The 26,831-nt window shown below is 31.5% G+C and carries 27 protein-coding genes; 7 read left to right on the forward strand and 20 right to left on the reverse strand.

What is annotated here, in order from left to right; genetic code table 11:
- The first annotated feature begins 24 nt into the window (after nt 1-24).
- A complete protein-coding gene (locus tag OWK30_RS00505; protein ID WP_423322513.1) occupies nt 25-1,563 on the forward strand; it encodes a cytochrome c3 family protein in 1,539 nt (512 codons plus the stop codon).
- A 253-nt stretch (nt 1,564-1,816) separates the two neighbouring features.
- On the opposite strand, the gene OWK30_RS00510 is transcribed toward OWK30_RS00505, so the two are convergent.
- From OWK30_RS00510 to OWK30_RS00530, 5 genes are all read right to left on the reverse strand, one after another.
- Entirely contained in the window at nt 1,817-2,164 is a 348-nt protein-coding gene (locus OWK30_RS00510; protein WP_423322515.1) for a hypothetical protein, read from the reverse strand.
- A 64-nt stretch (nt 2,165-2,228) separates the two neighbouring features.
- Nucleotides 2,229-2,663, reverse strand: coding sequence for a thioredoxin fold domain-containing protein (locus tag OWK30_RS00515; RefSeq protein WP_423322517.1), 435 nt, complete (start codon nt 2,661-2,663; stop codon nt 2,229-2,231).
- The gene (gene thiS / locus OWK30_RS00520; RefSeq protein ID WP_423322519.1) at nt 2,663-2,863 is read right to left on the reverse strand and encodes a sulfur carrier protein ThiS; all 201 of its coding nucleotides are present in this window, start codon (nt 2,861-2,863) and stop codon (nt 2,663-2,665) included. Before thiS ends, OWK30_RS00515 begins: the two co-directional genes overlap by 1 nt.
- Before the next feature lie 75 nt (nt 2,864-2,938).
- Nucleotides 2,939-3,751, reverse strand: a complete 813-nt coding sequence (gene thiF / locus OWK30_RS00525; protein ID WP_423322521.1) for a sulfur carrier protein ThiS adenylyltransferase ThiF — start codon at nt 3,749-3,751, stop codon at nt 2,939-2,941.
- Entirely contained in the window at nt 3,729-5,165 is a 1,437-nt protein-coding gene (locus tag OWK30_RS00530; protein ID WP_423322523.1) for a ComEC/Rec2 family competence protein, read from the reverse strand. The genes thiF and OWK30_RS00530 overlap by 23 nt, the downstream gene beginning before the upstream one ends.
- A 287-nt stretch (nt 5,166-5,452) precedes the next feature.
- On the opposite strand from OWK30_RS00530, the gene mobB reads away from it, so the two are divergent.
- The 3 genes from mobB to thiD are packed head-to-tail and all read left to right on the forward strand — an operon-like array spanning nt 5,453 to nt 10,316.
- The gene (gene mobB / locus OWK30_RS00535; protein ID WP_423322525.1) at nt 5,453-6,079 is read left to right on the forward strand and encodes a molybdopterin-guanine dinucleotide biosynthesis protein B; all 627 of its coding nucleotides are present in this window, start codon (nt 5,453-5,455) and stop codon (nt 6,077-6,079) included.
- Nucleotides 6,079-9,552 (forward strand): DNA polymerase III subunit alpha, encoded by a 3,474-nt coding sequence (locus tag OWK30_RS00540; RefSeq protein WP_423322527.1) that lies wholly within the window; start codon nt 6,079-6,081, stop codon nt 9,550-9,552. The genes mobB and OWK30_RS00540 overlap by 1 nt, the downstream gene beginning before the upstream one ends.
- A complete protein-coding gene (thiD, locus tag OWK30_RS00545) occupies nt 9,549-10,316 on the forward strand; it encodes a bifunctional hydroxymethylpyrimidine kinase/phosphomethylpyrimidine kinase (protein WP_423322528.1) in 768 nt (255 codons plus the stop codon). The genes OWK30_RS00540 and thiD overlap by 4 nt, the downstream gene beginning before the upstream one ends.
- 5 nt (nt 10,317-10,321) lie before the next feature.
- Here the strand turns inward: thiD and OWK30_RS00550 are convergent, their stop codons facing one another.
- The 8 genes from OWK30_RS00550 to OWK30_RS00585 form a co-directional block, all read right to left on the reverse strand.
- Nucleotides 10,322-11,911, reverse strand: coding sequence for a carcinine hydrolase/isopenicillin-N N-acyltransferase family protein (locus OWK30_RS00550; RefSeq protein WP_423322530.1), 1,590 nt, complete (start codon nt 11,909-11,911; stop codon nt 10,322-10,324).
- Entirely contained in the window at nt 11,886-12,368 is a 483-nt protein-coding gene (locus OWK30_RS00555) for an MGMT family protein (protein ID WP_423322532.1), read from the reverse strand. Before OWK30_RS00555 ends, OWK30_RS00550 begins: the two co-directional genes overlap by 26 nt.
- 3 nt (nt 12,369-12,371) lie before the next feature.
- Nucleotides 12,372-13,556 (reverse strand): class I SAM-dependent RNA methyltransferase, encoded by a 1,185-nt coding sequence (locus tag OWK30_RS00560; protein ID WP_423322534.1) that lies wholly within the window; start codon nt 13,554-13,556, stop codon nt 12,372-12,374.
- On the reverse strand, nt 13,556-14,683 hold the full coding sequence (thiH, locus tag OWK30_RS00565; RefSeq protein WP_423322536.1) for a 2-iminoacetate synthase ThiH: 1,128 nt from the start codon (nt 14,681-14,683) through the stop codon (nt 13,556-13,558). Before thiH ends, OWK30_RS00560 begins: the two co-directional genes overlap by 1 nt.
- A 1-nt stretch (nt 14,684) precedes the next feature.
- Complete coding sequence (locus OWK30_RS00570; protein ID WP_423322538.1) at nt 14,685-15,461, reverse strand: thiazole synthase; 777 nt, start codon at nt 15,459-15,461, stop codon at nt 14,685-14,687.
- A 27-nt stretch (nt 15,462-15,488) separates the two neighbouring features.
- The gene (locus OWK30_RS00575; RefSeq protein WP_423322540.1) at nt 15,489-15,959 is read right to left on the reverse strand and encodes a CBS domain-containing protein; all 471 of its coding nucleotides are present in this window, start codon (nt 15,957-15,959) and stop codon (nt 15,489-15,491) included.
- A 161-nt stretch (nt 15,960-16,120) separates the two neighbouring features.
- On the reverse strand, nt 16,121-17,584 hold the full coding sequence (gene traF, locus OWK30_RS00580; protein WP_423322542.1) for a conjugal transfer protein TraF: 1,464 nt from the start codon (nt 17,582-17,584) through the stop codon (nt 16,121-16,123).
- A gap of 87 nt (nt 17,585-17,671) precedes the next feature.
- Nucleotides 17,672-18,520, reverse strand: coding sequence for a Wzz/FepE/Etk N-terminal domain-containing protein (locus OWK30_RS00585; protein ID WP_423322544.1), 849 nt, complete (start codon nt 18,518-18,520; stop codon nt 17,672-17,674).
- A gap of 422 nt (nt 18,521-18,942) precedes the next feature.
- Between OWK30_RS00585 and OWK30_RS00590 the strand changes: the two genes are divergently transcribed.
- Entirely contained in the window at nt 18,943-19,542 is a 600-nt protein-coding gene (locus OWK30_RS00590; protein ID WP_423322546.1) for a YkgJ family cysteine cluster protein, read from the forward strand.
- 2 nt (nt 19,543-19,544) lie between these two features.
- Here the strand turns inward: OWK30_RS00590 and OWK30_RS00595 are convergent, their stop codons facing one another.
- The 7 genes from OWK30_RS00595 to OWK30_RS00625 form a co-directional block, all read right to left on the reverse strand.
- The gene (locus tag OWK30_RS00595; RefSeq protein WP_423322724.1) at nt 19,545-19,709 is read right to left on the reverse strand and encodes a type II secretion system F family protein; all 165 of its coding nucleotides are present in this window, start codon (nt 19,707-19,709) and stop codon (nt 19,545-19,547) included.
- Nucleotides 19,710-19,808: 99 nt separating this feature from the next.
- A complete protein-coding gene (locus tag OWK30_RS00600) occupies nt 19,809-20,060 on the reverse strand; it encodes a hypothetical protein (RefSeq protein ID WP_423322548.1) in 252 nt (83 codons plus the stop codon).
- Nucleotides 20,053-20,820, reverse strand: coding sequence for a nickel pincer cofactor biosynthesis protein LarB (larB, locus tag OWK30_RS00605; protein ID WP_423322550.1), 768 nt, complete (start codon nt 20,818-20,820; stop codon nt 20,053-20,055). The genes OWK30_RS00600 and larB overlap by 8 nt, the downstream gene beginning before the upstream one ends.
- Nucleotides 20,813-21,403: an RlmE family RNA methyltransferase gene (locus tag OWK30_RS00610; RefSeq protein ID WP_423322552.1), complete on the reverse strand. Its 591-nt coding sequence runs from the start codon at nt 21,401-21,403 to the stop codon at nt 20,813-20,815. Before OWK30_RS00610 ends, larB begins: the two co-directional genes overlap by 8 nt.
- Before the next feature lie 44 nt (nt 21,404-21,447).
- Complete coding sequence (locus tag OWK30_RS00615) at nt 21,448-22,971, reverse strand: Rne/Rng family ribonuclease (RefSeq protein WP_423322554.1); 1,524 nt, start codon at nt 22,969-22,971, stop codon at nt 21,448-21,450.
- Nucleotides 22,972-23,553, reverse strand: coding sequence for a GTP-binding protein (locus OWK30_RS00620; RefSeq protein ID WP_423322556.1), 582 nt, complete (start codon nt 23,551-23,553; stop codon nt 22,972-22,974).
- Nucleotides 23,554-23,555: 2 nt separating this feature from the next.
- Nucleotides 23,556-24,041 carry a roadblock/LC7 domain-containing protein gene (locus OWK30_RS00625; protein ID WP_423322558.1) on the reverse strand — a complete coding sequence of 162 codons (486 nt, stop codon included), beginning with the start codon at nt 24,039-24,041 and terminating at the stop codon, nt 23,556-23,558.
- A gap of 72 nt (nt 24,042-24,113) precedes the next feature.
- Between OWK30_RS00625 and OWK30_RS00630 the strand changes: the two genes are divergently transcribed.
- Nucleotides 24,114-24,833: an acyl-[acyl-carrier-protein] thioesterase gene (locus OWK30_RS00630; RefSeq protein ID WP_423322559.1), complete on the forward strand. Its 720-nt coding sequence runs from the start codon at nt 24,114-24,116 to the stop codon at nt 24,831-24,833.
- Nucleotides 24,814-26,781 carry a hypothetical protein gene (locus tag OWK30_RS00635; protein WP_423322561.1) on the forward strand — a complete coding sequence of 656 codons (1,968 nt, stop codon included), beginning with the start codon at nt 24,814-24,816 and terminating at the stop codon, nt 26,779-26,781. The genes OWK30_RS00630 and OWK30_RS00635 overlap by 20 nt, the downstream gene beginning before the upstream one ends.
- Nucleotides 26,782-26,831: the final 50 nt, after the last annotated feature.

Below are 26,831 nucleotides of genomic sequence, written 5' to 3' on the forward strand. Positions count from 1 at the left end.
TATCTTTATAGCAGGAGGAAGTTTATGAAAATTAAAGTAAGCATAAGTTTATTGATACTAGGTATATTTAGTTCATTGATATATGCTGGAGTAGCAAATACCAAGCACAATCTATCAAAATCTGGCCCGGGACCTATAAAGTCAAGCCAAGAGAATAGAGTTTGTGTATTTTGTCATACTCCACACAATGCTCTTCCATATGCTCCCCTTTGGAATAGAGAACTTAGTACGGCAGTGTATCAAACGTATTCTTCAGTGACTATGAATGCTTCGCCAGGACAGCCCACTGGGAGTTCGAAATTATGCCTTTCATGTCACGATGGAACAATAGCACTCAATGCTATATATGCTACTACATCGTCAATAGCCACGGATTTGAATTTTCCATTATCAGGTGAAGCAAATCTTGGTACTGACCTAAGAGATGATCATCCTATATCATTTGTTTATGATGATAATCTAGCTGTTCAAGATAGGCAGTTGAAATCACCATCAGTTTTACCTTCATTTATAAAACTTCAAAACGGAAGGATTGAATGTACAACATGTCATGATCCGCATACAGAAACTATTTATTTTTTAAGAACTGCTGATAAACAATTGTTATGTACAAGCTGTCATGATAAAAAGGTTGAAGGTAGTAAAACGTTACCTTTTTCTACATCTGTGCATAATCAGGTTGTGAGCAGTGCGCCCATTTCATCAGATTATGCCTGTGGCAACTGCCATAAACCACATAATGCAAAAGATATTATTACGGGTTCTGCAACTTCTCAGTTGTTAAAAGGTAATGAAGAAGATTTATGTTTTGTGTGTCACGGGAGTTCACAAGGTATTGGACCATTGTCTGAAAATAATATTGATATTGAAAGTTTGATGTCAAGCAATGATGGGTTTTATGATATTTATAGTGGTACAAGAAGATGGGTAAACAGGTCACATGATGTGACAGATGCACAACAAGGTAGCAGTGGTGCTCATCTTGAGTGTATAAATTGTCATGGTGTTCATGGAGTTAGGAGAGACGATTTAAATACCACAAATGTGATAGAATCACTTGTTGATCCAGACAATCCTTTACAACCCTTTACTTGGTCAACTAACCCGACAAATTATAATGGTACTGACAAATATTGGTTGAAAATATATAAAATAGATCATTTTTGTTTGAAATGCCATGATGGTAGTTTTCCAACTTTTACTGATAGACCTGATTTAAATGTATTGGATCCTACTAATAATAATGGCAGGATAAGAAATATAGCTAGTTCTTTTAGTAATGATATACATGGTAAAGAAAAAATACCTTGTATAATTTGTCATGACCCACACGGGGGTAATCCTTTTTTGATTACTAATCGTATGAAATGGACAGGAACAGCTCCTTTTAGTACTTATAATGCTTCTCAGACTAATTTTGATAGTGGGACTATCGTAGCACCTATAAATCCAGTAAAATTTGAATTATGTAGATTATCATGTCATAATGGGAGGAGAACTCAGCACCAAAAAAATAAAACCAATTGTCAACAATGTCATTACCATGGAGGTGGGAGATTATAACTTGAAATGGTATAATGGTAAAAAATTTTTTATTGTTTACTAATTTTAGGTTACCAACCATATAAAACTGTTATATATTTAAATTTGAAAAATTAAGATGTATTGCTAGCTTTTAAATTGGATATGTTCCAAAAGAGTTATTTTAAATCTGTGATTATTCTTTTATGATACAGCTGTTTTTTTGATATTGCTATATTATATTGTTTTGAATTATGTAATCATCAAGATTAATGAATAGGGTTAGTTGTTAGCTTTATTGTGTACAGCTTTCTGGTTCAAAGGAGCCTAAGCCGTGGTTTATAAGGAATGCTTCAATATTTTTATAATGTTTTGGTTTTAATTTGATAGAGTCTAATTCACCATTTTTATGAACTCGTTTTAATTTTTTCATGTCGTTGGTAAAAAACAGTTTCCACTGTTCAGTGGTAAGTGAGGAAGGGGTAATATAAGGTATGTTTTTAAATTTTCCATTATGACATTTTTTGTGGCAATATTTTTTAAACTTCCTTTTACCTGCTCTTTGATTTACTGCGTAAGCATTCATTACGGTTGTGAATATAAGTGCTGAAACCAGTAATACAATGAATAATTTTTTACTCATTAGTGCCTCCATAAAATCAAAATACTCAACAATATTATATCATAAAATAGTGTAAATTGCTTTGCTATTCTTTGAGCATCTTAAGAATTTCAGTAAAAGTTTTATATCCTGGAGCTATGTCATGCATATTTCCAAATTTGTCATAAATAGCAATTATGGGTACTAAACGTATGTTGAGATAATTTATAAGGTTGTTGGTTGCAATGTATAAAGGGAAGTCAACATTCAGGTTTTTATAAGCTCTTAAAGCTGACGATTCAAGTTTATCAATAGAGATTAATATTACTGATATTTGTTTTTTATCCAGTTTGATTTTATTTTTATAAAGTTCTTTAATCTCTTTTTTACAATAAGGGCAATAAGATGCCCAAAAAACTACAATTGTTGTGCTTTTATTTTTACGAATGAGTTGTTGGAAATCATCTATTTTAAGCTTTACTAAAGCATTTGAATATGTGGAATAAAAAATTAAAGAAATCAATAATAAAAAAATTCTCATCATCCACCTCCAACGAAATGAATCAACTCAAGGCTGTCCCCTTCCTTAATAGTTATTTTGACATAATCGTCTCTATTCAAAATTGTTTTATTATATTCAACAACAATTCTATCTAATTTTAAATTTAGTGATTTTATTAGATCAAAAATTGTGATGTTGTCACTAACTTCTTTTATTTCACCGTTGATTTTGATCTTCATTATTTCCTCTCATTAATTCAATTATAGTAATACATAAAACCAAATTAAGATTCTTATGATTATTTCACAAAAAAATTAAAAAACATTTTTATCATTTACTAAGTATCTTACAGCTATATTTGCCTGCATATTTGCAGCTACCGTTACTCTAGTTGCCATTAACCCTTCACCAGGTTTTGCTTCGTTTACAAAATCACCTACAATGTAAACATTTTTACCAAGCTTTTCCACCTTTAATAATGAAGTGTCATAAATACCTGCTACACCGCTTGCTCCTATAATCAATTTATCAGGGAAAAGCTGCAAGCAATTTTTTATTAAAAGAGCTTTGGTTTCAGCTTTATCGAAGGCTTCGATTATAACGTCTACATCATGAAAAAGTTCTTTGATATTGTTTTCATTCACAAAACAGTCAACAGGATCATAGGTGATATATGGATTTATTCTTTTTAAGGTTTCTAATAATGCATCGGTTTTCTTCCTTCCTATTTGGTCTATAAAATAGTACTGCCTGTTTAAATTTGACGGTTCAACAACATCAAAATCTATTAATCTTAAAAATCCTACTCCCATTCTGGCAAGACTTGTGGCTATATTCGATCCAAGACCTCCAAGTCCTGCAATGGCCACCCTACCTTTTTTTAATTTTTTGTGTATTCCAGGAGTATGTCTTGCAATCATGAGAGCTTCTAATTCATCAAAAGAAGGTATTTCTCCTCTTTTTATCAAAACAACATTATCGTTATTATTTAATGTTACGTCTTTATTCATGATATGACCATTTAAAATCACAATGTCAGCATCTGGTTTAATATTGTCTCGTAGCTGAAAAAGGGTTGTATTTTCTACAACTTTGGTGGGTTTTTCATTTACAAATACCATTATCATAGATTATTTCACCTTTTTTTAAAATGATGCATTTTTTATTTTTTAATTCATATATATTTTTTGATTTTACTTCATTTTTATAAATAATAAAGATTTTATTTTGTGACATCAACAACTTTTTTGAAATACTATTTGATTTTGTCATGTAAACTATTTTGCAATTTTTATCAATTTTGTTGATGCAAATATCTAATAAAAAGTTATTTTTAATTTTAAAATAAAGATTTTGCCCGTCATAGATATGTATTATTCCATTGTCGAATTTTTTGATACCAAACTTTGCGACTATAGGAAGGAATTTGTATTTGAAATCATTGTAAAAACCTTTAAAAAATACCTGTTTTCTGCCACTTAAATCTATAATCCCTTTTGAACGAATCATATTTGGAAAAATTATGATATTGGATTTTTCAAAATTAATAAGGGGGATTATGAGTAACAAGAGCAAAAAAGTGAATTTTTTTAAAATGATGAATAGTAGAATTAAAATTAATGAAAATATTAGGAGATAAAAGTTGATTTTATTAAGTATAAAGGTGGAATATGTAAGTTTGTATAAAAAGGTGGCTATTTTATGTATCCAACTTTCAACTGTAATTAGTGGAGCAATGGCAAAGTGACCAGTAAAAGGTGTAATCAGACCTGTTATAATCAGAAGGTAAATGAATGGTAGCATAATAAACGTATTCAAAATTCCAAGATAGTTGAAATTTCCAAAACTGTATAGAATAATAGGCATAGTAAAAAGGGTAGCACCAAGAGGAACAAGAATTGCGCTCTTTAATCCTTTTTCTTTTTCTATAACTGTTAAGATTCCGAAAACGGCAGCAAAGGATAATTGAAATGATATATCAAAAGCAGATGATGGAAATAAAAAAAGAAAAAGTGATGCTATAAAGAGGAGCAGTTTCCTTAATTCTACTTTTATATCAAAAAATAGTGCAACAAAAATGAATATTGCGAAAAGTGAAGCCCGTAAAACTGTTATCTTTAAACCTGTTAAAATTGTGAATGGTATAAGTGTTAGACTTACTGCTAGGTAGCGGAATCTCAATGGTAAGAAAGAAAATATTAAAAAAGAAATGGAAATAATAATTCCAACATGTAGGCCTGATATAGCAAGGAGATGGAAAATACCAGTGATGATAAAAAGGTCTTTTATTGTATTATCTAAATATATTCTGTTTCCAAAAAGTGCTGCCTGTATTATGCTGACCTCTCCACATGATTCGATATAGATTTTTTTGCATAATTTTTCCCTTATTTCTAGTAAGGTAGTAACAATCGGTATTTTAAACCTTAATAGCTTGTTATTTAACTTGAAAATTGCAGTGCCTGGTTTGAGCTGACTGTTTTTATAAATACTTGTTATTCCTTTAGAATATCTTTTTTGCTTTTCAGTGATAATGTCCATTTTTGAAAGAATATGATTGGAAAAGAGTATTATTATCAGAAAAAATAAAAAAAGCTTGCCTTTAAAAAATAATTGTAGAATTAAAGATAATAACAAAAAAGATATAAATAAAAGCAACACATGGGGTAGTTTTTTTGAAATAAAATTAAGGAATAATGAGTAAAAGAGAGATGATGCAAAGAAAATTTCTGTTTTGAATTTATAACTTGAAAAACCTTGCATCTGATTTTATAACCGTAAAATCTATTTTAAGTTTACAACAAATTATATCTAAAATGGAGATTAAAATGAAGAATAAATTTCCCCCTTTATTTACGTTTGTGGGCAGTTCTGGCAGTGGAAAAACCACATTTTTAGAGAATCTAATACCATTTTTTACTAAAAAAGGGTTTAAAGTGGGTGCTATAAAACATGATGCTCATAGATTTGAAATAGATAAACCTGGGAAAGATTCTTATCGATTGAAAAAAGCAGGATCAAATCAAGTGATCATTTCATCGAAAGAGAAGGTTGCTTTAATAAAAACAGTAAATAAGGATATGTCAGTTTATGAGTTGATTTTAAACTATTTTAATGATGTGGATATTATTTTAACAGAGGGGTATAAAAAAAGTAGCATACCAAAATTTGAAATTTATAGGATTGAAAATGGGAAAGAGCCTCTGTGTTTTGGTGATAGTAATCTTGTAGGTATTGTTACTAACGGTGAAGTATCTATGAATAATCCGGTTTTTGGGTTGAAGGATTATGATAAGGTTGCAGATTATATAATATCGATTGCTAATCTAGGTGGTGTTGAAGTGAAGGTTGATTGTGAAGATGAGCTTGTAAAGAGATTTTTAGAGGAGAAAATTTCTATGGTGAAGTTTTTTAAAACCGTCAAAAATGTAAAAGTTAAAGTGGAGTTTGATTAATGAGTAAGGAGTTTGTTCATCTACATCTTCATACTCAATATTCTTTGTTAGACGGGGCAATACATATTTCAGAGTTAATGAAAAAGTTAGAATCATTTGGTTCAAAAGCTGTTGCTATTACGGATCATGGTACAATGTATGGAGTTGTGGATTTTTATACACAAGCACTTGCTAATGAGATTAAACCTATCATAGGTTGTGAAGTTTATGTATCTCCTGATTCAAGATTTAATAAAAATTATGATAAAAAAGAAGATAAAAATTATCATCTAATTTTGCTTGCAAAGAACAATACAGGTCTTAAAAATTTGCAATATCTTGTGTCATTAGCACATCTTGAAGGATTTTATTATAAACCAAGAATAGATAAAGAACTTCTTGCAAAATATTCAAAGGGGTTGATTGCACTTTCTGCATGTCTTGCAGGTGAGCCTGCCAGGAAAATATTAAATGAAGGGTATGAAGCTGCTAAAAAAGTAGCATTAGAATACTATGAAATTATGGGAAAAGATAATTATTATCTTGAAATTCAGGATAACGGTATCCCTGAACAAAATATAGTAAATCAACAGCTTATAAATATTTCTAAGGAAACAGGTATTCCTCTTGTTGCTACAAATGACTGTCATTTTTTAGATAAAGAAGATTATCAATCTCATCAAGTTTTAATGTGTATTCAATATCAACATACTATAAATGATCCTAATAGAAAAGATTCTCATTCTTCTGAACTGTATGTGAAATCACCTGTAGAGATGTGGGAATCATTTAAAGATGTCCCTGAAGCTCTTTTAAATACGGTGAAGATAGCTGAAATGTGTAATGTCTCGATGGAATTTGGGAAGCTACATCTTCCTGTTTATTCTGTGCCAGATGGGTTTACTCTTAAAACGTATCTTGAGCACATTGCCAGGGAAGGGTTGCATCAAAGATTGGCAAAAGTGCCTCTTGAAAAACATAAGGAATATTATGATAGGCTGGAGTATGAGCTGAAAATTATTCATGAGAAAGGGTATGATGGCTATTATCTAATTGTTTGGGATTTTATTAACTATGCAAGGAAAAATAAAATTCCTGTGGGGCCTGGGAGAGGTTCTGGAGCTGGTTCCCTTGTGGCTTATGCGGTAGGGATTACAGATATTGACCCCATTAAATACAAATTGCTATTTGAAAGGTTTTTGAACCCAGAGCGAAAAAGTATGCCGGATTTTGATATCGATTTCTGTATGAATAGAAGGGAAGAAGTTATAAATTATGTTCGTAGCAAATATGGTGATGATAGAGTAGCGCAAATTATTACATTCGGTAAGCTTCTTGCCCGTGGGGTTATTAGGGACGTTGGAAGAGTTCTTGAGATACCTTTAAAAGTTGTAGATAAAATTGCAAAGTTGATTCCAGAGAAACCAGGTTTAACATTGAAGAAAGCTTTGGCGATGGATCCTGAGATTAAGAAAAATATAGAGAGTATTGAAAAAGGGAAAGAGCTTTTAACTCACGCTTTAAAACTGGAGGGGTTATTAAGAAATGCTGGGATGCATGCAGCAGGTGTTGTTATTTCTGATAAGCCTCTTGTGGAATATGTTCCTCTTTGTAGGGGGCAGAATAATGAGGTGGTAACACAGTTAGAAAAGGATACCCTCGAAAAGGTGGGGCTTGTAAAGTTTGACTTTCTTGGGTTGAAAAACCTGACTGTGATAGATTATACAGAGAAACTGATACGGAAAAATCATGATCCTCAATTTGATATTTCAAAGATTCCTTTAGATGATGAAAAGACCTTTGAGCTTTTGTCCTCAGGAGAAACCACAGGAGTATTTCAGCTAGAAAGTAGTGGGATGAAAAATCTTTTGAAAAAACTAAAACCAACAGCTTTTGAGGATATTATTGCTCTTGTAGCCCTTTATAGACCTGGTCCCATTGGTAGTGGAATGCTCGATGACTTTGTAAAAAGGAAACATGGATTGCAAGAGGTTACTTATCCTTTGCCTGAGCTTGAGGATATATTGAAAGAGACTTATGGAATTATTGTTTATCAAGAACAGGTGATGCAGATAGCCCAGATTATAGCTGGATACTCTCTTGGTAGTGCGGACTTGCTCAGAAGAGCAATGGGGAAAAAGAAGCCTGAAGAGATGGCAAAACATAGGGAGATATTCCTTTATGGTGATGAAAAGCTGAATATTGATGGGGCAGTAAAGAGAGGTTTTGAAGAGAAAAAGGCCAGTGAAATTTTCGATTTGATGGCAAAATTTGCAGAGTACGGATTTAATAAAAGTCACTCTGCAGCTTATGCTATGGTGAGTTATCAGACAGCTTATCTCAAAGCCCATTATCCTGTGGAGTATATGGCATCACTTCTTTCCAATGAGTTAGAAAAAGGGGATAAAGTTGTTGCTTTTATTGATGAATGTAAGAAAATGGGGATTAAAGTATTGCAACCTGATATAAATGAGTCGTATAAAGATTTTGTTATTGATGATAATTCGATACGTTTTGGTCTTGGTGCTATTAAAAATGTTGGGTTTGGTGCCATTGATGAAATCATTGAAGAAAGAGAAAAAGGGGGGAAATATAAGAGTATATACGATTTTTGCAAGAGGGTTGATTTAAGACAGGTGAACAGGAAAGTAATAGAATCACTTATTAAAGCAGGTGCAATGGATTCTTTTGAAAAAAAGAGAAGACAGCTTTTGCAGGTACTTGATACTGCTATGGAGATAGGACAAAAAGAGCAACATTTAAAAAAGGAAGGTATTATTACCATTGAGGATTTGTTGAAGGAAAATGGGGAAACTGTTGAAGAAGAATTTTATCCAGATGTGGATGAGATGCCGGAAAATGAGCTTTTAAAGTTTGAAAAAGAGGTGCTGGGGTTTTATCTTTCGAATCATCCTTTAGTGAATTATTCTAGTATACTTGAAATATTTACCAAAAAATCAGCTGATATAGAAAAAAGTGATGAGAGCAATGTGGTAACAGTGGGTGGAATTGTAAAAAGTGTGAAGAATTACATTACAAAAACCAATGAAAGGATGGCGTTTGTAACTTTAGAGGATTTAGAAGGGACAATGGATGTGGTGGTTTTTCCAAAGCTTTACAAAGAGCATGTGAGACATTTAGATGAGGATAGTATTATAATTGTGAAAGGGACTGTCAATTTTAAAGAGGATGAATATTCTATTGTGGCTGAGGAAATATACCATATCGAGGAAGCCTTTGATAAGCTTATTTCTGCAATCAAAGTAAAAATAAATGCAACAGGGTTTAATGAGAATCTTTGTAATGAATTGAAAAAGGTTATTATAAGTGAGAAGGGGGAAAAGCCCGTATATTTCGAAGTAGAGGTACAAAGTAAAGGTAAAGTATTAATAAAGGCATCAGATGAATACAGAGTAAGTCCAAAACTTGGTCTTTTTAGACAGCTGGATAGTCTGCTTGGAGATAACAGATACAGTGTAGAGGTCGATATATGAGTCTGTCTGTGGTATTGAGTATAGCAGGTTCAGATGGTAGCTCTGGTGCTGGTATTCAGGCTGACTTAAAAACATTTTCTGCCTTAGGTGTTTATGGCTTGACAGTAATTACAGCTATTACCATACAAAATACGCAGGGAGTCAAAGAAATTTTCCCTATGCCATTGAAGATGATTGAAAAACAGCTGGATATATTGTTTGCTGATTTCAAGATTGATATTGTAAAAATAGGAATGTTGGCAGCTGCCGATATAGCTGATTTCGTTGGGTATTATTTGTCTAAAAAGCAAGTACCTTTTATTCTTGATACTATCTTTAAAGCAAGTGATGGTACATCTCTTTTTGATGGCTCCTTTGATAATTTGATTTCCAATGCATTTATGGTAACTCCAAATTTGGATGAAGCCTCTACTATAGCCGGAATAGAAATTAAGGATGTGAATGGTATGATGGAGGGAGCAAAAAGAATTAAAGAAAAAGGTGCAAAATATGCATTAATTAAAGGCGGGCATTTGCGAGGTGAAGAAGCAGTGGATATACTGTTTGATGGAAGTAATTATGAAGTATTTACTTCTACTAAAGTGAAAACTGGTAATACACATGGGACGGGTTGTACTTTATCTTCAGCCATAGCTGCAAACATTGCTAAAGGAATGCCTGTGGTGATAGCGGTGAGAAAAGCTAAGGAATTTTTAACAGAATCATTATTAAGAGGAAAAAATTATAAGCTTGGTAAAGGGCGAGGCCCATTAATCCATTTCTGAAAAATTTAGATAATCAGGAAATGGGAAAGGAAAAAGTTTGGTACAACTTTTTTGAAAAAGTTTTTATCTGCCCCTTTTGTATAAAGTTTTAATGTTAGAATGTTTAAATCTACAAATCTGTGATTTTGTAAAATATCCGCATATAGCTCTGTTGCTGTCTTTTTCTTGCCGGTGAAATCTTCTATGGCCGCAACTAGCAGTTTTATCATTCCAAGTCTATATGAGTCCAAATAAGTTTTTTCTAAAGCTTTGTAAAGTTTCTCTTTTGCTTTTATAAAATCTTCCTTTTTAATTAATAAAATAGCATAAAGTAGAAGAGTAAAATAGCTATCATTAAGATTTTCTCCTAGTTTGTCAAGAATGTTTATGCATTTTTCATAGTCCTGATTAGTGTATAAAATATCCATCACACTTACAACAGCATTATAGAATGCTCTTTTTTTCTCATCTTGGATAATATTTATTTTATCGATTTCATTCAGTTCACCTTTGAAGGTTTTAGATAAGTCGTAGATTTTGTTTATTCCAACTCCAGCGGGAGAATGATTTTCGCCTAATGATAATCTTTCGTTGTTTACGTCAAAAATAGCAGATGTGACAGTAAAGCTATTTGCTACAGTGTGACCAAAAGGGTCCTTGTTACCATGATAGTAATCTGAGGTATTACTAATTATTCTGATTGCATTTTTCAGAGAAAAAGTTTGTTTATCTGATAATAGGCGTTTGAGATGGTTGTTTCTGTAAAAATTATTTTGTATCCATATATAGGATGGGTACAGTTCAGAAGATTGTTGTTCTCTGGTCATATAAAAGTTGTTGTATATAAAAGGCAGACTATTAAGCTCTTTTATGCAGGTTTTCTTACCGTTAAATTCAATCAAAACACCTTTGTTTTCCTTGTGACTGAATACTATAAAAGCCCATCCGCTGACAGTGGGCTTATCCTTTACAATTTTTAATACATCAGAAATTGATGTTGCTTTTGTAATTACCTGAAAAGCAAGGTCTGTTACAAGAGAACCTTTTAAATTTACTTCTTTAGTGAAAAGCATATGAACAGATAAAGAGATACCTGCTTCATTTAAGGCTGTGATACCTATGACAGGTAGTCCCATAGTGGTAATGTTTACCGACTTTACTGTATTTGGAAAATCGAAGAGCATTACAGTATGATTTTTTGTCCAAAGTTTTCCACCAAAATAGTCGAGGTTTCTACAATGTAGAACACCATTTTCTGTGGGTAAAAGGAGTGTGGAACAGCCTAAAAAAACATGAGGAATATTTAGGTACATTTTACTACCGGTTTTTGACAGCATATATGAGAAAATATCCGGAAAGCTTACTGCTAATAGTAGATCGTTTAATGAAATATTATTTACAGTTGCATAACTATTTAAAAAATTAAGGTATTCTTGGCTTAAGTTCTTTTTAATCTTGTATACTAAAATTTTTACAAAATTGTTTATGAAATATGCGATAGCATTATTAGAAGTTAGTTTTAAAGAGTTTTGTAGTAGTTTTTGAAAAAAGAAGAAAGTTTCTTTATGTTTTTCCACTACGAGATCATTTTCATTTTTTACATGCCATAAATTCATAGACTTCCTCCCATTTTAGTAAACGCTTTTTATTTGAAGGGCTATAAAAGAAGCCCCCAATTCCATTTTTTGATACTACTCTGTGACAAGGAATAATAAGAGGATATGGATTTTTTGCCATTGCATTCCCCACTACCCTTGCTCCTCGTGTGATACCAACTCTTTGAGCTAATTCACCATAGGTTATAGTTTCTCCTGGTTTTATCTTCATCAGTGCTAAGTATATTTTTTTATAGTTATCGGTGATTTTTTCCCATTCTAGATAAGAGACTAAGTAATCATTTGGCATGTTTAGATAGTTTTTGAAAAATTTTAAAATATTTGAGGGTATTTTTTTTGTGTTAGTTTCAAGGATGTTATCGAAAATAATTGTTGTTTGAACGATTTTTTTTAGTTTTTCATCAAAATCAACTTTTACTCCAAGCTCGCTGGATAAAGAGATAGTAGCGGCAGTCATCTTTTACCTCAATGTGAGATATGCTATAGATTCAATATGATATGTATTAGGAAACATGTCAATTATGTAAAAATTTTCAAGTTGGTATTTATCTATTAAATTTGAAATATCTCTTGCCATTGTAGCAGGATTGCATGAAACATATATGATTTTTTCAAAAGGATGGTTGAGGGCAAGTTTTATAACATTTTTAGATAAACCAGATCTTGGAGGATCAACAAAAAGAATATTATGATTTTTCAATATGCTTTGTTGTAATTTTTCAACCTTTTCTGTGAATACGTTTAAATTATTAAGGTTTAGTTCTTTTAAGAGTTTTGTCGCTTCAAAATTTTCTTCCACGGCAGTTACCGATTCAGTTTTTCTAGATATAGTATTGGTAAAGAAACCGCTACCTGAATAAAGTTCTAACACTCTATCATTCTTTTTTAAAAATTTTGTGGAATAGCAGAGAAAATTACCAAGAAGATATCTGTTTGATTGGCTGAAAGAGTCAAATCCACAGTAGTAAAATATATCATCAACGCTGATTTTTATTTTTTCTTGTCCAAAAATTTTATTTCTAGTTTTTATCCCCACGACATTTTCGATTTCGATACTATCTTTCTTAATTTTACCTTCAAAATTTATAAGTGCCTCACCCTCTTCATTTTCAATAATGTAACATTTTGTTGGAGCATCTGAATTCGCAAATCTTAAAAACTCTTTGATTTTTTCAATCATTGATGTTTTACAAATTAAGCAATTTTCAACCTGTATAAATCTGTTACTCTTGAAACCTAAAAAGCCAGATTTGTTTTTCAAAATTCTAAATGTTGCTCTGAATCTGTATCTATCAGGGAATGAGCTTATTATTTCATCTATCTTAAAATTAGAGATTCTTCGAAAAAAGTTTTTTACGATTTTTTCCTTTATTGTAAGCTGACTGCCGTAATCAATATGTCCAAAAAGGCACCCTCCACATTGGAAAAGATAGGGACAGGCTATTTCTTTTCGGTGATAAGATTTTTCTTTGATTTGTAATAGTTTTCCGAAAGCATGAGTTTTTTTCTGCGTGGTTATTTGAAAGTCCACAATATCCCCTTCCACTGTAAAGGGGATAAAAACAGTGTAGCTACCTTCAATTTTTGCAACCCCATAACCACCATAGGCTGTATCAATGATGGGGATATTATTATAGATTTTCATCAAACTGATACAGGTTGGACAAAGGCTCTGTCCCAATCTTTTAGGACAGGGTCATACCCTTTTGACCTTATAACGTTTATAATCTCGTTCACTCCTCTATTATCTTCTATATGAAACTGCTCCGCCTTTTCATCTTCATGCAGTGCATAACCTCCAGGTTCTGTTTTAGAGCCTGCGCTCATCTGTGTAACACCAAGGGGGATGAGGTTATCTCTCAACCAAGCAGGTTCTCTTGTGGATATTACGATACCCACATCATGCAAAAACATTCTCATTGCAACAATCGACTGCACGAGATTTTTATCCGACACATAACAGCGCGGAGCATAACATCCTTCAGCTTTTCTAATACGAGGGAAAGATACGGTAAAATGGGTCTTCCAATATTTTTTCATTAGATATTTTGCGTGTATTCCTACGAAAAACTCTTCTACTCTGAAGTCGTCAAGACCCATCAATGCTCCAATTCCTACTGTTCTAAGTCCTGCAGCAGCCCCTCTTTCTGGGGTTTCGAGTCTCCATAAAAAATCTTTTTTCTTACCAGCAAGATGCACTTCATTATATGTTTTTCTGTTGTAAGTTTCTTGATAAATCGTTAAAAGGTCAACACCTGCATCTACAAGTGTTTTATAGCCTTCTATATCCAAAGGATAGATTTCTATACCTATTGACGAGAAATATTTACTGCATATTTCAGTAGCTTTTTTTAAGTAGTCAATGTTGGCAATTTTTGGTGCTTCACCTGTTAGAAGTAGTATATGTTTTATTCCTGTGTCACTTACAGCTTTTGCTTCCACTTCGATTTCATCTTCGTTAAGTGTAATCCTAGGAATTTTGTTATGCACGTTAAATCCGCAGTAGATACAAGAGTTTGTACAAACATTGGACAGATATAGTGGAGCATAGAGTTTTATTGTTTTTCCAAAGCGCATAACTGTGATTTTATGAGCAGTTTGTGCTATCTCTTCAATATATCTTTCAGCAGCAGGTGAAAGTAAGGTGGCAAAGTCTTCATCTGTCAGGTGTTGCTTCCCAAGGGTGGAGGTTATATCAGTTTCATCTCTTGAATAAATAAAGTTTTTTATTTCATCCCAATCGTAGTGTTTGTATATATCATAAAAGCTCATTTTATTCCCTCAAAAATCCGGTTAGTGGACTCGATGCCTCAGCATATTGCTTTGCGGCGGGCAGTCCTGCGTCCCTTGCTACACATGCAGCTTCAACAGCAAGTTTAAAAGCAATGGCCATTTTTACAGGATCGTTGGCAGTGGCAATGGCTGTATTGACAAGTACAGCATCTGCCCCCATTTCAATAGCAAGTGCAGCATGGCTTGGCGCTCCAAGACCTGCGTCTACTACCACCGGCACGTTGCTTTGTTCTATGATAATTTTCAGATTTTCTGCAGTTTTTATCCCTTTATTTGTTCCTATGGGTGCTCCAAGGGGCATAACGGTTACACACCCTATTTCTTCGAGTCTTTTAGCTAAAACTGGGTCTGCATTTATGTATGGCAAAACGTTGAATCCTTCTTTTACAAGTAATTCAGCTGCTTTAAAGGTTTCTATGGGGTCAGGTAAAAGATAATATGGGTCTGGGGTAACTTCCAATTTTACCCACGGCTCACATCCAGCAGCTCTTGCCAATCTTGCAAGACGTACGGCTTCTTCAGCATCCCTTGCTCCGGAGGTGTTAGGAAGTAGGAGATATTTTTCTGTATCAATATGAGATAAAATATCATCCTGAGGATTACTTATATCCACACGTCTTAAAGCCACTGTGACAATTTCTGTTTCTGAAGCTTCAAGAGCTTTTTTCATAACTTCACTGTTTGGAAACTTACCTGTGCCGACCATAAGACGACTTTTGAATGTTCTGTTTGCAATGATTAATTCGTTTTTAAACATTGTTACTCCAAGTTTTGTATTTGGCCTTTACCATTCAAATGAACAATTAGCCTCTTTTAGCATTCTTTTTACTACAGACCATGCATCAATTAACCCTTTTAATTTTTTGTCTCTATCAATAACTATAATAGTTCTAACACATTTTTTGTCACTTATTAATTTTAATGCTACAGATAGCGTGCTTTCATCTTCATAAGCCCAATTATAATCGCTTTTCATTACATCTTTTACTTCTTTTTCAAGAGAATCACAAATTTTTTCAGAAAAATTTGGTAAGTCTGAAAAACCCATAACATTGTCAAGGTCACCATTAACTAAATATTGAGGAAGAATTTTTCTGATAATTTGCTTAGCTGTGATTAAACCCACTACAGTTCCATCATCATTTATAACAGGAACATCACATGGTTCTTTTTCCCATTTTTCAACTACTGAACTCAATTTATCGTTGGGCTTTACTGTAAATTTTGGTGTGTACATTATTTGCTTTGCATACATTTTATCCTCCAATTTTTGAAAAACATTATACTTTTTTTCTACTATATTTCAATTGATAAAAAATGGTATACAAATGTAAAAATTTTTTAGAAAGATGATTAACTTCAAATATGAAGTTTTGAACAAAGAAGAGGGGGATTGTCCCCTCTTTAAAATTTTAATTAGAATTCAAAGGAGAGTGCCACTTCTGCCTTGATTTCATTTGGTAAATCTTTGCCATCAATTGTAGTTGTTTTGTCGCTGAAGGCTATACCTGCATCAAGTCTAAAAAGATAAAAATTTAATCCTAAGCCAGCAGTGTATACGTTATCTATATCATTTTCTGCAAGGTTTTTGTAGTAACCAGCTCTGAGTGCTAAAAATTTTAACAGCTCGATTTCTGCTCCTATTGATATGTTTTGTGAGTCATAATCTTTTATATTAGTTTCATTTTTTGTAAGATCAATATCTGCTGCAAGTGTGAGCCAGCTAAATGGTGTGATTGCAATACCAGCTCTGGCTTGAGGATCCAATTCATAATCTCCTCCAGATGGCTTATCAAATTTTGGAGTGTTTAAATTTCTACCAACAATTCCAAGAGTGATGGTATTTCCAATTTTATACATTGCACCTAGGTCAACACCAAAGGTTGTTGATTCTTCGTAATTATCTTTTGCTTTATCAAATAAGTCGTTGTCATTGTTGTTGTCATATAAAGAAACATAAGATTCATAGTAGCGGCCTTTCATGAACTTCACATTACCACCAATGGCAAAATTTTTGTTAAATGCGTATCCGTAGCTTAAAGGGACTTCAAAATAAATAAGTCCCTTAAACCTAATTTTTGAGTCATTTTGATCATATGTTCCACCAGTTTGCGCATTAGCAGCAACTTCTGCAGTTGTTATTACGGCATCGATTGTGTCATTGGTTACTGTGGAAATTCCATTATTTTTCAAAGTGTCGTCGATTGCGTAAACGAAATTTTGAGCTGTTGTTGAATCCCATCCTGGCAGATTAGATATTGTATTAACCAAGCTATTATATTGGTCATTACTTAGAACGTCTAAGGTGTTGTCTCCACCAATATTGGATAATTCTGTGATAATATTGTTGCTGTTGTTATCTACATTAATATTTTTTAAATCAAGCAATGGAGTAGCAGCAATATTACCTAAAGCAAAGACACCTATACCAAAATTACCTATTCTTGATGCGATGAAACCATTTGCTTTAAAAATAACACTATCTTTTTCAGTTATTTTATTCAGTTCACTAATGAGTTTTACATAGTCATTAAGTTTTGTAATCGATAAGGATCCATCAGTATTAATATCATTACTAACGCCTTCATAATCATAGTCCAAGATATTATCAATTTTTTCACCTAAATCATTATGAATGGAATAACCAGCGCCAGCACCAATTCCCAATCCAAAGTCTCTGTTTTGATATCTTTTTACTTCTTTCTTTTTGTAAAAACCGAATGCTGCAGGATTCCAGTATGCAGCTGTTGAATCATTTACCACAGCAACATATGCTCCACCCATACCGAGTGCTCGAGGACCAACTATTTGCCACTTAGCAGAAAAAACTATTAGAGGAAAAAATAACATTATAATTATTAAAGAAAAAATTGATCGCATTTCTACCTCCTATCAAAAATTCTTTTTTATTATAACACGTGGTGAGAATATTAGTAAATTAAAGTTTAAAATATTTTATTGGAAATATTATTGAACATCTTCTTTATATCTTTTTTGAGCATTTTTTACCCATTCAATAAAAAAAGATAAAAAAATTGCAAGCATTAAAGAAGTGATAAAGGAAACAGCTATTATTAGTTTTGTTTTTGGTTTAGATGGTTTGTCTGGGTATATTGGATCTGATAAGTAAGTTACTTTGTTAAATTTATCATATTTTTCAAGCGTTTCTAAAATTAAATTGTATCTGCGTTCAGTGTTTAGCAAAGCGTTTAAAGGATCAAATCCCAAATAAAGATTATCTCTTTGTGGATTGAAACTTTTTAGTTTTTTAATTAAAAACTTGTATTCCACTATTTTTGAGTAAAGATTTTCTTTTTCTTTTTCTAGTAGCAATTTGTTTTGCTGTAGTGATTCTTTGATGAGATTTAAGTTGTTAATATAATCTAGAATTTTGTTTAATATATTCTTTGCTAAAGCTGAATCCTGAACATCAATTCTGATTGTCAATAAATTACCTCTTTTTATATCTGAGACTTTAATACTTTTAAGCGTTTGAATTTCCTTATCGCTTAATTGTAAATAAGTTTTCAAAGTATTTTCGTCATATTTATCTAAGTTTAACAGCAAACTCTTGATATCGTTTTTATTAAAAATAGGCTTATTGTTTATTGTTTTTAAATCAGGTAAAAACAAGGTATTTTCTACAGTATAAACTTTTGGTGTTAAAAAAGTATATAAGGTAGCAATAATCAACGAAACGATGACTATTGCAAATATTAGTTTTTTATATTTTTTAATTGTTAACCATAACTCATATAAATCAATTTCATCTTCGTAATAATTAGGAATATTTTGATATTGTGATTTGTTTTCCAATTTCATCCTCCTCTTATTTAAATTTTTACACAATTTAATTTTAATAGTGAATTTATTTAATTTCAAGAGAGATTAAAACTTTGGAGTTGCTCATTTTTATACTAAATAATGGTAATTAGGATTTTTATCTTTTTTAACTTTAAATTATACTATTCCATGACTGTGGAGATGTTTTTTGGTGTATATGTGATACTTTTACATGGCGCTAATTGTAGCAGCTTTTGTAAAATCAGATGATTATATTCAAAATACTTTAAATTTAAATGTTTATAGTTTCATTTTAAAATGAAAGGTTGATTCTATCTTTGATTTGATTAATTTATGTTTTAAAAGAGGAAATGTGTTGGGGTGATGGTTATAGTAGCTTGATAATACAATTAAATTGATATGATAAGTTACAAGTTTAGAAAGTGTAGGTATAAATGAATAAAGATGAGGTTTATAAAAGTGTAAAAGAAATTGTTGCTAAATATGGTTTGAATTTAAAGGGATTACGTGAGATTTTGGCTTTTACAGATGGTTTTATAGAGGAAAATAAAGAGAAATTTAATACGGAGTTGATTGATTGTAAGTCAGGATGTGGTTACTGCTGTGTTGTAAATATATCAGTTTTAGGAATTGAAGCAGAAAATATAGCAGAATATTTAACGTCAGATTTTCATAATGACATTATGAACTTAAAACAGAAGTTGAGAGAGAAATATTTGCTTGCCAGAGGACTTACGGATGAGGAGAGAATTGCAGCTAAAATAGAATGCATTTTTTTGGATGATTGTAAAAACTGTATGATTTATCCTGTGAGACCTATTTTATGCAGGAGTGTGACTTCTACTGACCATAATAAATGTATTGAAGCAGTTACAATGAGTGTTATGGATGAAGATATAAAGATAATTTCAAATATTTATATTAAAGAGATATATGAAACTGTTTACATTGCTCTAGCGGATGTTTTAAAAGAAAAAGGTAAAGATTGTAAAAGTTATCGTTTGCTTGATATTATGTGCAAATTATTGAATTAAATTTACCTTATGAAAGTGTTTAGTTCAGAGAGAGGAAGCATAATTGAGAATACAATAAATCCTACAATGAGTCCTATAAAGGCAATAAATAAAGGTTCGATAAGCGTAATGAAGCGTGAGGTTAGTTTTTCAATATCCTTTTTGTAGTAATTTATTGTTTTTCTCAGTTAATTAGAGGAATTTTTAGTTTAAATAAAAAATATTTTATGATGAAATAACTTGTTGCTATTAGATACCAAAAAAGAACCTCTTTTAAATACGTAAGCTTATTTTTGTTCATCGGTCATTTGAGGGATAAAGCTAAAGAGTAAAGAACCTGTAAAAAAGCCATATAAAATTATTGTTTTAAAAGTCAAAAAATTTACTGAGATAAAAAATATGGATACGAAGCTAATAATTTGACCAAATCTCTTCAAATTTAGGTTTTCGTTTTTGTTTTTTATAAAACCTTCTATCTGGACATAAACAAAGCCACCCAAAATCATTCCTGCTACGAAAATGAGTATGTTATCAATCATGTTTAGCCTCTGATAAGCAGTTTAAAATTCTAAAAGCTGCCATTGCAGCACCAAATCCATTATCGATATTTACTACAGTAATACCATTTGCACAGCTTGTGAGCATGGCAAATAATGGGGTAAAACCTCCAAGTGCAGTGCCATACCCAACAGATGTTGGCACAGCTATAATTGGTTGACGGAATAACCCACCAACGACACTTGGAAGAGCACCTTCCATTCCAGCAATTACGATGAGAATAGTGTGTTTTTCCAAATCTTCCGAATATTTAAAAAAGCGGTGAATTCCTGAAACTCCAACATCAATATAGTTTTTTGCAGCAACTCCAAGAACCTTCAAGGTTTCATGAGCTTCGTAAGCTACTTTAGCATCAGAGCTACCAGCAGTAATTATGCCAACCGTTTTCTTAAATTTGCAAGGTGGGTATTCAAAATTTTTAGCTGTACCACTTTTTCTACAAAAGGTTACATTGGAGCCAAACTGTTTTGTGAGGGTGTCAATTTTGAGGTTATCAAGTCCTGTGCAAAAAAAACGAAGATCTTTTTCAAGATATAATTTAATAATGCTTTCAAGCTGATTAATTGTTTTCTCTTTTCCATAAATTACTTCATCAAAACCAAGACGTTTTCTTCTGTGAGTATCAATGTGAAACTCATCATGATTAAGAATAAATCTTTCTTCTATCTTTTGTGCAGCTGCTATACTATCAAGTTTACCTGATTTTAATTCTTCTAAAATACGTAATATATCCTTATTCACCTTTGTATCCTTTACAGACTATGTAAATTTCGAAGGAGCTTTTTCTTGTGGCATCAGGTCGGATAATCTTAATCGTTGAAAATTTCGTTTTTAATAATTTTATGAATTCATCTCTATCTTCACCGTCAAAAAGCTTGAATAGAAAGTTTCCGCCTTTTTTTAGCACTTTTTCTGCAAAGGAGAGTATTGTTTTTACTAGTTCAAGACTATTAACATGATCTGTAATCTTTTGCCCAGTAGTGTTTGGAGCTGCATCAGAAATTACTGTGTCAAAATTTCTTGAAATATCTAATACTTTGTCAAGAGTTTCAGCATCAAGGAGGTTGCCCTGAATAAAATGAAAATTGTGAAAAGTGATACCTTCCACTGGCAAAATATCAACTCCAACAACTAATCCCTTATTTCCTACTATGGTTAATACTGCCTGGGACCAGCCACCGGGAGCGCATCCTGCGTCCAGAACGACATCCCCTTTTTTTATAAGCTGATATTTGTTGTTTATTTCTATTAATTTATAAGCTGCTCTTGATTTAAAACCTTCTTTTTTTGCTTTTTTGTAATAAGCATCTTTTCTTTTATACATTTAATCTCCAAAAAATTTTCTTTTTATTTAAAAAGAGATGTTGATTAAATTGATTCGAGAGGGATAACTTCATAATGTTCTAAATGAAAAGTATTATTTGCTTTTACTTCTATAGCTATGTTAAACATAAGTTCGATTTCATCGATACTGTCTTTTTCATTATTCAACAGGATATCCACCACATCGGAGTGTGCTTCTATAAAAATTTTCTTTTTTTCATAATATGGAGCAATTCTTCTGATTTCTCTCAAAATATCATAACATACAGTAACTTTGGACTTAATGAATCCTTTTCCATCGCAATAGGGGCAGTTTTCACTCAGAGCTTTAGTAAGGCTTTCTTTTACTCTTTTTCTTGTTATTTCAAATAAGCCTAATGGGGATATATTCACAACGGTTACTTTACCTCTATCTTTTTTGAATTCTTGATTGAGTGTTTGTAGTACCTTATCTATATGTTCTTCTTTTTCCATGTCAATAAAGTCAACAATGATTATACCTCCTATATTTCTAAGCCTTAATTGATATGCAATCTCTTTTGCTGCCTCTAAATTAGTTTTTAGAATAGTTTCTTCAAAATTTCGTTTTCCAACAAATTTGCCAGTATTAACATCAATGACTGTGAGTGCTTCAGCCTGATCTATAACAATATAACCGCCAGATTTGAGCCAAACTACTCTATCAAACATTCTATTAATTTCTATTTCAATATTGTAATAATCAAAGATTGGGATACTGTTTTCATAAAGCTTGATTTCAAGGTCGAGATTGGGCAGGTATTCTCTATAAAAAGATTTTAACTTTAAATAGTCTGATCTGTTATCTATTATTATCCTTTTAACATCGTTGGTTGTAATGTCTCTGAGCGTTCGAAAAAGGAGTTCTAAGTCTTTATAGAGAAGTTCTGGGGCGTGTGATGAAGACATTTTTTCTGAAATTTTATTCCATAACCTGATGAGGTAATCCATGTCGGATTCAAGATCTTCTTTTGAAGAACCTTCACTTACAGTTCGTGCTATTAATCCGAAGTTATTGGGTTTTAATTCTGTAAGTATGTTTCTTAAACGTTCTCTTTCTTCTTCGTCTTCGATTTTTCTTGAAACACCTATATGATTGTAATATGGCATTAACACAAGATATCGTCCTGGTAATGTGAGATGGGTAGTGAGTCTTGCACCTTTTTGTCCTATTGGTTCTTTAGCTACTTGTACTACAATTTCTTGCCCTTCTTGAATTATGTCTTGGATAGGAATTTGCTGTTTTCCATTTACTGATTCATCAATATCATTTTCGGTTTGCTCTTCATCGATGTTTTGATAAATCATGTCTTCATTTATATTTTCTGCTATTAAGTCAGCTACATGTAAGAAGGCTGCTTTTTCTAATCCTATATCCACAAAGGCTGACTGCATACCTGGTAACACTTTTACTACTTTTCCTTTGTATATATTTCCGGCTACACCTTTTTTATTATGGCGTTCTATATAGATTTCGGATACGGTACCGTTTTCTAGAATGGCAACTCTAGTTTCGTTTACGGTTGAATTTATAATAATTTCTTTTGACATTTAACTTTTCAATTTAAAAATAATCTCTTTTACTATTGCTTTAAGTGTATCAAATACTCCAACACCTTTAATAGCAATAGCCTCAAAAGATGGGACTTTTCTATAATTCAATGCATTTTCAAGTTCATTTACTGGTATTATATTTGGTAAATCCCTTTTATTATATTGTAATACAAGTGGAATAATGTCAAGGTCATAACCATGTTCTGATAAATTGTCTCTAAGATTATCGAAACTATCAAGATTAGCATCCATTCTATCTACTTGAGAATCAGCTACAAAAACAATTCCATCGGCACCTTTTAAAATAAGTTTTCTACTGGCGTCATAGAAAATCTGACCCGGGACTGTGTAAAGGTGAAATCTTAGCTTGTAGCCTTTTATAGTACCAAGACTAAGGGGCATGAAATCGAAAAACAAGGTTCTTTCTACCTCTGTAGCCAATGAAATCATTTTTCCGCGCATTTTTGGGTCTGTTTTATTGTATATGTACTGAAGGTTAGTTGTTTTCCCGCATAAACCTGGTCCATAGTATACAATCTTACAATTTATTTCTTTCGTAGAATAATTAATAAAAGACATATTTAATCCCCTTGAAAAAGCTTTTCAATATCTTCTTCTGTGATATCCTCAAAAATTGGTTTATTTCCGTTATTAGTTTTATTGTTTTTTATAGAACTAATAATTTGAGTTAGGTTATTTATAGTTTTCTTAACCCTTAATCTTACTAACCCTAACGATGTGGATTCATCAAAAATAACTACCAAAATAAACTTTTGATTTATTAAGTTTATATGTATATGCTCATTTTCACCTTCGTGAAAAAGGATTGAAAACTCTTTTTCACCCAAAAGTTTTGCTAAGCCGTCTGTGGCAGCTACATTTCCTGCAATTAGTGCTCCAAGTGATGTTTTATCATACCCTTCGGTATCTTTGCTGCTACTTATAATTTGACCGTTTTTATCAAGCAAAAAAACAGCTTTGGCGTTTGATTCATCTTTTAATCTGTTTAATTCTGCTTCAATCTTTGATGTAACATTTCCATCCATTAAAAAATATAATTCGTCCATATTTTAATCCTGAAAATTACTAAAAAAATTTCTTTTATTGCAAATTCTTAAATTATTATATAATAATTTAATATGAAATTCAAAGTAAATGCAATAATTAATTCTTACGACATTGATTTTAAAGGAGAATTGACACTTAATGCAATAGCAAAATATTTTCAGATTGCTGCTATAACCCATTCTAATTACGCGGGTTATACAAACGGTTTTTTTACAGAAAGTGGATTTGCATGGATACTAAATAGATTGCATATAAAAATTTTAGAATATCCTGTTTATATGGATAAAATTAACGTTATTACATGGAGTAAAGGTTCCAAAGGTTTTTTTGCATTTCGTGATTTTATTTTGGAAAAATCAGGGGAAAAATGTGTTGTTGGTAGTAGCGTTTGGCTTCTTATAGATGTGACAAATAAAAGACCTGTGAAGGTTAAAAAAGAAATTGTTGAAAAATATACTGTAGAAAATAAAAATGCATTTAATTCTAATATAAGACAATACAAACCTGATAAAATCGAAAAAGCTGATAATGTGTTTGAATATCAGCTTAGATATAAAGATTATGATATAAATGGGCATGTGAACAATTCGGTCTATTTTGAGTTGATAGAAGATGCTATATACAAAGAATATAATAAAAAGGTTTCTGAAATTAAGATTTGCTATTTTAAAGAGATTAATCAACAATTAAGAGATGTATATGTTCTTCTTACAAAAAAAGATGATAGTTTGATTTATTCAATTTGTCTAGAAGATACGGTTTTTGCATCAGGTGAAGCAATTGTTTCGTAATTTAATAATAATCTTATTTTTCTTTTCAGTTGTGACTATTAGTTTTGCCAGTAATGATTCTTTATTAACACTGGAAAAACTGTTTCCTGATGTAACTGTTTTAGAAGGTGGTGAACTTAAATGGTTAACCACTGCTTTTTATGCGGAAAAAACAGAAGACTATATTAGCTTAAGGAGACATTACACGTATTTTGGTGATAAAGAAACTAAGATATTGGATATAAAAAGGAAAAAAACTTTTAAGGTTGTTGCAATTTTATACTTTACAAAAAATGCTTTAAAGGCAAATGAGCTGTTTGATGTATTGAAACAAATTAGGGCAGATTTCTCAAAAAAAATATTAGTGGGTGATAGAGGGATAATTTTTGCTAAAAGAAGGAATAATGGTTTTAATGCAGATTATACATTGATTTTTTTGATGAACAATTTTGTTGTAAAACTTCAAGGGGATGATGGGTTTGCTGTTGTAGATTTTGCAGATTATTTTGTAAAAAGCATAAGCAATTTTATTGCGGATAATCTTCAATATTATCTTTTAAGTGATATTGTTTTGAGGGTTGAAAAAGATGGATTTTTTGTAAAGGAAAAAGAAATAAATATTTCAGAGGGGATGGATAGTAATATAGTGATTGAAGGGCATATAGAAGATTTTTACGGTAATCCAATTAACGATGCAAAAGTTTATGTAAAAGGGATTAGTATGGAGACTAGAAGTAACCAGAATGGAGATTTTAGGATATTTTTGAATCTCAATAAAAATAAAAAGAAAATAATAACTACTAAGCTTTATTTGGAAAAGAAAAAAAATATAAATAAAAAGATGTTACCAGTCTATTTGCTGGTATTAGAAGGGAATAAAATTTACAATAACATTTACATAAAACCTCATATTAAAAAAGTTTTTAAAGTTCAAAAAAATAAAGTTTTAGACTTGAGTATAGAAAATTTTAGTGCTGAAGAAGACAAGTTTAATTTTACTATTAACTGCTCAAAAGGAGCATTTTTTAAATGTCAACAAAAGGTTTCTGGTGAAATTGATAAAGATGGTAATATTAAAGGTAGTTGGCTTGGGACTGGGGGAAGAGGTGAAGTAAAAGGTTTTGTTTTGAAAAAAACAAATATTGTAAAATATCCAATAAACAAATATTGCAAAATAATGAGTTTTGCAGGAGATCCCGAAGGGAATGTTATAAAAAAGAATCTCAATTTGATTTTAAGTTCTTTAGATGATAATTTAAATATGCTTTATATAGACTGTGGTGAATTGTTGAACAGTTATTTTCTTAAAAATGCTAAATTAAGTTTATTTTTACTAAATGAAAATGTGCAAGATAAAAAACTGGATTTATTTACAGGGAGTATTAGCAATAAATTTTATCAAATTTATGATAGGATATCAGAAGGTATTATTAAAGATGGATTTGCTGAGTTTCGGGTGTTTGAAAATGATGTTGTAGAAGGTAAGTTTATAGTTGTTTATAATGGCTTGGAATTACTGAATATTAATGCAGACAAAAGTTTTATTGAGGTTGAAAAATACAATTTAAATATAAATGTTCAAAAGGGGAAAATCTCAGCAAACTTTATACCTAATAATAAAGATTTTGTTAGTTTTAAAAATAGAATTGTAAAAGATGGGAAACCAGACGTTGCTATTAGCTTAACTGTTTCACAGTTAAGAGGGGTTTTAAAACAAATAGAAGTGGTTTCTAATGGCAAAGTGAAGCTTCTTTGGAATACAAACCCAATGGATATTTATCCAGCTATTGCAATTTTTGAAAAAAACAGGTATTTGAATGATGAAAAAGGTCGGATAAACATAAAATTGAATGGAGATAGGAAAGATTTTATTTTATATATAGCAGATTCAGAACTAATGGATAAAAGAAATACTGAGTTAATTATGACAATAAATAACAAGAAATACAAATTAAAGGTTGAGGACTAAGATGGGTGATTATATTGGTTTAATAATATTTGTGTTGCTTGTGGTTGTTA

The organism is Deferribacter abyssi, assembly GCF_049472655.1.
Lineage (GTDB): Bacteria > Chrysiogenota > Deferribacteres > Deferribacterales > Deferribacteraceae > Deferribacter > Deferribacter abyssi.

Coding starts and splice junctions, on each gene's coding strand:
- OWK30_RS00505 (WP_423322513.1), top strand. CDS start 25: ATGAAAATTAAAGTAAGCATAAGTTTATTGATACTAGGTATATTTAGT.
- OWK30_RS00510 (WP_423322515.1), bottom strand. CDS start 2,164: ATGAGTAAAAAATTATTCATTGTATTACTGGTTTCAGCACTTATATTC.
- OWK30_RS00515 (WP_423322517.1), bottom strand. CDS start 2,663: ATGAGAATTTTTTTATTATTGATTTCTTTAATTTTTTATTCCACATAT.
- thiS (WP_423322519.1), bottom strand. CDS start 2,863: ATGAAGATCAAAATCAACGGTGAAATAAAAGAAGTTAGTGACAACATC.
- thiF (WP_423322521.1), bottom strand. CDS start 3,751: ATGATAATGGTATTTGTAAATGAAAAACCCACCAAAGTTGTAGAAAAT.
- OWK30_RS00530 (WP_423322523.1), bottom strand. CDS start 5,165: ATGGACATTATCACTGAAAAGCAAAAAAGATATTCTAAAGGAATAACA.
- mobB (WP_423322525.1), top strand. CDS start 5,453: ATGAAGAATAAATTTCCCCCTTTATTTACGTTTGTGGGCAGTTCTGGC.
- OWK30_RS00540 (WP_423322527.1), top strand. CDS start 6,079: ATGAGTAAGGAGTTTGTTCATCTACATCTTCATACTCAATATTCTTTG.
- thiD (WP_423322528.1), top strand. CDS start 9,549: ATGAGTCTGTCTGTGGTATTGAGTATAGCAGGTTCAGATGGTAGCTCT.
- OWK30_RS00550 (WP_423322530.1), bottom strand. CDS start 11,911: ATGAATTTATGGCATGTAAAAAATGAAAATGATCTCGTAGTGGAAAAA.
- OWK30_RS00555 (WP_423322532.1), bottom strand. CDS start 12,368: ATGACTGCCGCTACTATCTCTTTATCCAGCGAGCTTGGAGTAAAAGTT.
- OWK30_RS00560 (WP_423322534.1), bottom strand. CDS start 13,556: ATGAAAATCTATAATAATATCCCCATCATTGATACAGCCTATGGTGGT.
- thiH (WP_423322536.1), bottom strand. CDS start 14,683: ATGAGCTTTTATGATATATACAAACACTACGATTGGGATGAAATAAAA.
- OWK30_RS00570 (WP_423322538.1), bottom strand. CDS start 15,461: ATGTTTAAAAACGAATTAATCATTGCAAACAGAACATTCAAAAGTCGT.
- OWK30_RS00575 (WP_423322540.1), bottom strand. CDS start 15,959: ATGTATGCAAAGCAAATAATGTACACACCAAAATTTACAGTAAAGCCC.
- traF (WP_423322542.1), bottom strand. CDS start 17,584: ATGCGATCAATTTTTTCTTTAATAATTATAATGTTATTTTTTCCTCTA.
- OWK30_RS00590 (WP_423322546.1), top strand. CDS start 18,943: ATGAATAAAGATGAGGTTTATAAAAGTGTAAAAGAAATTGTTGCTAAA.
- OWK30_RS00600 (WP_423322548.1), bottom strand. CDS start 20,060: ATGATTGATAACATACTCATTTTCGTAGCAGGAATGATTTTGGGTGGC.
- OWK30_RS00610 (WP_423322552.1), bottom strand. CDS start 21,403: ATGTATAAAAGAAAAGATGCTTATTACAAAAAAGCAAAAAAAGAAGGT.
- OWK30_RS00615 (WP_423322554.1), bottom strand. CDS start 22,971: ATGTCAAAAGAAATTATTATAAATTCAACCGTAAACGAAACTAGAGTT.
- OWK30_RS00620 (WP_423322556.1), bottom strand. CDS start 23,553: ATGTCTTTTATTAATTATTCTACGAAAGAAATAAATTGTAAGATTGTA.
- OWK30_RS00625 (WP_423322558.1), bottom strand. CDS start 24,041: ATGGACGAATTATATTTTTTAATGGATGGAAATGTTACATCAAAGATT.
- OWK30_RS00630 (WP_423322559.1), top strand. CDS start 24,114: ATGAAATTCAAAGTAAATGCAATAATTAATTCTTACGACATTGATTTT.